Source organism: Actinacidiphila sp. bgisy167 (assembly GCF_057707665.1).
In genome coordinates this window covers 1-4,084 of record NZ_JBYIQP010000166.1, presented here as the reverse complement: position 1 = coordinate 4,084, position 4,084 = coordinate 1, and the positions used below count along the sequence as shown (strand labels likewise).

Here is a 4,084-nt window from a genome sequence, read left to right as displayed (position 1 = left end):
ACCCCAGTCCCCCTTGGGGGCGCGGCCTCCGCCGCTACACCCATCGGCAGGTGAGCCACTTCTCGTGGTCGTAGAGGTCCTGCGGGGGGTACCGCGCCACGATGGGGACCACCTCGGTGGTGTCCTCGGGCCTGACGCGTTCGGGCAGGGCGCCGAAGCGGGCGCTGCGCGCCGGCGCGCCGCCGTCCGCGGCGCCGACCACCCTCACGACCTTGACCACCTTGGCGACCTGCTGCGTCTCCTGCGTCTTCTGCGTCTTGGGCATTCCGGTCATCCTCTCTCCTGCCGCGCCGTCCTCAGAAGACCTGGAGGAAGCATCCGCAGGCGATGGTGACGACGGCCACGGCGACGGTGGCCACTTTCATGACGCTGAGCACTTTCACGGGAACCCTCCGGTGGGGGTCGGGGCGGAGTCGGGCACCACCGCGGTTGATGGCGACAGTCGCACACGCATCATCACCTGTCAAGGAGGTGACGATTGCGTGCCGGGTGGCCGCCGCACCGCCGCGAGGCCCCCGCTGCTCAATGTGCGCGCCATCACGCTCCGCCGCCTCCGCGCGTCGCCGTCCACCCGCGCGCCGCCGCCTCCGCGCGGCGCCGTCCACCCGTGCGTCGGCGCCCACCCGCGCGCCGGCGACCGTCTCCGCTGCCGCCGTCCTGTCGCCTGCCGGTCGGCGACCGTGCGCGGGATGCCGAGGGGAGGGCGGGCTGCCCGCAGGCGTTGACCGAGGGCGGCCCCGTGCGGGGAGCGGCCGGCGTCGCCGTCCGGCGCGGGGTCAGCGAAGTGCCGCGACGCGCGGCGCCGCACCCGAGCCGGCGCGGTGCGGGGCGGGCGGACCCCGCAGGGGGATCTCGCGTATCGCGCGGAGCCCCCGCGGGCGACCGGCCGGCCCCCGCCGGAAACGCCGGTGGGCGGGGCCGCTCGTCGCGGTCCCGCCCACACGGTGGTGCGTCCGGTGTCAGCGCAGGCCGAACGCCCGGGTGATCGTCTGCGAGACGCCGTTGCCCGCGCTGTCCCGGGCGGTGACCCGGAGCGTCGCGAAGCCCGCGGACTTCGGGGCGCGCAGGCCCGTGCGCCAGCCGTCATCGTCGCGGTCCAGGTCGGCCCGCTGCCACGTCTTCCCGTCGTCGTAGGAGACCTCGAGCGAGGGCTTCCCGATGGCGGTGGTCGTGCCCGGCAGATGCGACGCGGCGACCGTCAGCTCGGCGTGCCGGTCGGCCTTGCCGGCCCGGTCGGTCTCCACGCCGTAGTCGAGCTGGATCAGCGGCAGGGACACCGACGACTCACTGCCGGTGGCCGCGGAGGTGAAGTTCCACTCCGTCAGCGTGTGCCGGGAGTACGGATTCGCCCAGTCCGCGCGGTCGTTGTCGACGACCAGGCGGTACGGCAGCTTCTCCGCCGGGAGCGAGGGGACCTGCAGCCACTCCGCGTTGCCCCAGTCGAGCTCCTGGTCGCCCTGGTAGAGAGCCATCCAGTCCTTCACGTCGTAGTTGGCCTCGGCCTCGCCGACGTGGCCGGAACCGGAGTCACCCCAGCCGGGCGCGGTGATGTACATCGTGTCGAGGTACCGCACCGGCTGGTAGCCCACCGGGCCCATCCGGGGCCGCTGGATCGGCCCGAACCAGGTGACCTGGGCCGTCCCGCCGGCCTGGTAGCTCAGCAGGTCGATCGAGTGCTGCCCGGTCTCGCCCTGGATGAAGGCGTCGTCCAGCCAGGTCGTCCCCGCCGTGACCCAGTCGGTGCGGTCGCCCTGGGCGGGAGCGGTCAGCTGGTTGCCGACCGCCCAGCCCCGCCAGACGTCGGTGCGGGACTGCATCGCCTTGCCCGGCCGGTAGTTGCGGAAGGAGACGTCCACCCGGCCCAGGTCCTTCTCCTTCTCACGCCACGTCGGGTCCGCCGGGACGGCACCCGTCCAGTGGCGCACCACGTCGTAGACGTAGTCGGTGGCGGGGTTCGAGACGACCTTCAGCTTGACCGGGCCGCGCCCGAGCGCGCCGATCAGCTCGGCGCCCTGGTCGGCGTCCAGTGTCGCCACCGTCAACGGCGCGGGGCTCTCCGGGCTCCACGGGACCTCGTCCCAGGGCTGGAGGCGGCCGATGCCGTCGTTGACGACCAGGAGCACCTGGGCGCCCGCGGCCGCCGCGGCCTCGGCCTGTCCGGCGATGGCGCCCAGGCCGCCGCCCCGGACCACCACGGCCTTGCCGCGCACGCCGGCGCGGGCCAGTTCCTGGGCCGTTCCCTGGCCGGCATAGACCGCCGTGAGGGTCCGGGTGCCGGCCGGCAGCGGTGTGGCGCCCCGCTTGACCAGCAGATCGGCGTAGGTCCTGGACGCCGCGCTCACGGTCAGGGCCGGCTGCTCCAGGCGGAAGCGGGCGCCGAACTCGAACGTGCCGTCGGTGACCTTCTTGCCGGTCGGGAGGGCCCACACGCTGTCGTAGGTCTCGTCGGGCAGCACGGAGGACTCGAGCAGGCTGCCGTCGGCGAAGGACCGGTGGACGTCCAGGCGCGGCGCGACCGGAGTGGTCTCCTTGGGGGCGCGCGCCAGGACCTGACGGGCCTCGCGGCCGTCGAGGGTGACCGTGCGGTCCTGGTCCAGGCGCACGTCGTTGAAGGCGAGCAGCGCCTTCCCCAGGGAGTGCGGGCCGTTCGCGCCCTGGACGTCGCCGGTGAGCCAGCCGCTGTAGGTGCCGACGGGCAGCCGCGCCGTGCCGGTGCCCGACTCGTCGAGGTCGATCGTCGTGAAGAGGCCCTCGGCGGTGAGCATGACCCGGCCCGCCAGCGGCTTGCCGGACCGGTCCTTGGCGGTGACCGTCAGGGTCTGCCGGCGGCCCTCCTTGGAGGCGCCGATCAGGGTCCGGGCCCGCACCTTTCCGGTGCCGTCCGTACCGGTGACCATGCCGCTGACCGTCTGGTCGAGCGGCAGCCGGTCCAGGTCCGCGGTCAGCGAGACCGAGGCCGTGCCGTGCGCCGGGACGGTGACCTTCCGCTCGGACAGGCTGAACAGCCCGGCGGGTACGGGGGAGTCGATCGCCAGGTCCAGGGCGACGGGCGCGTCGCCGACATTGGTGTACGTCACCTTCTGGACGTCGGTCTCGCCCGGCGTCTGGGGCCAGGAGTGGAAACCGGAGAAGGCGCTGACGGTCGCGAAGACCGAGGAGTGCACGGCCGCCGGCGCGTCCAGGCGACCGGCACCCGCCTCGTACGGCGTGTACTGCGGCGTGGCCTTCGAGCTGCTGACCAGAGCCTCCTTCAGCTGCGGCCCCGGCCAGTCCGGGTGGGCCGCGGCCAGCAGCGCCGCCGCGCCCGCGACGTGCGGCGTCGCCATCGACGTACCGCTCATCGTCGTGTAGTAGCCCGTGCCCCGCTTGAAGTGGGAACGGGCCGCCACGATGTCCACGCCGGGGGCGGTGATCTCCGGCTTCAGACCGGCGTCGCCGGCCCGAGGGCCGGTGCTGGAGAAGTCGGCGAGGTGGTCCGCTGAGTCCACGGCGCCGACGGTCAGCGCCGAATCCGCGGCGCCGGGGCTGCCGATGGAGTTCGGGCCGCTGTTGCCCGCCGCGACGACGAACAGCGCGCCCGTCTCGCGGCTGAGCCGGTCGGCCGCCTGGCTCAGGGGGTCGGTGTGGTCGCCGTCGCCGCCCAGGCTCATGCTGACGATCCTGGCCTGCTGCTCCCGGGCGGCCCACTCCATGCCGGCGATGATCCAGGAATCCTGGCCGGTGCCCTCGCTGTTGAGCACCTTGCCGACGTCCAGGCGGACCCCGGGGGCGACACCGCGCTCCTGGCCGTCCGACGCGGCGCCGGTGCCGGCGATCGTCGAGGCGACGTGGGTACCGTGGCCCTGGTAGTCGAGGACGTCCGACTCCTCCGGGACGAAGCTGGCACTGGCGCCGATCTGGCCGACCAGGTCCGGGTGTTCGACGTCCACGCCGGTGTCGAGTACCGCGACCTTGACGCCCTTGCCGGTGTTGCCCTCCGCCCACACCTGCGGCGCGCCGACCTGCGCGGTGGACTCGGCCAGGTCCGCCTTGACCTTGCCGTCGAGCCAGATCTTGGCGACACCGCCCGCGAAGGAGGGCTTAG

The 4,084-nt window shown here is 73.8% G+C and carries 2 protein-coding genes; both read right to left on the bottom strand.

What is annotated here, in order from left to right; all coding sequences use genetic code 11:
* Nucleotides 1–34: 34 nt before the first annotated feature.
* A complete protein-coding gene (locus AC3ET4_RS30405) occupies nucleotides 35–265 on the bottom strand; it encodes a hypothetical protein (protein WP_431955132.1) in 231 nt (76 codons plus the stop codon).
* Between the two features lie 694 nt (nucleotides 266–959).
* A partial coding sequence (locus AC3ET4_RS30400; protein ID WP_431955130.1) for a S8 family serine peptidase occupies nucleotides 960–4,084 on the bottom strand: 3,125 nt, incomplete at its 5' end.

Bases quoted from the DNA above. Each gene is read 5' to 3' on its own strand.
- AC3ET4_RS30405 (WP_431955132.1), bottom strand. From the start codon at position 265: ATGCCCAAGACGCAGAAGACGCAGGAGACGCAGCAGGTCGCCAAGGTG.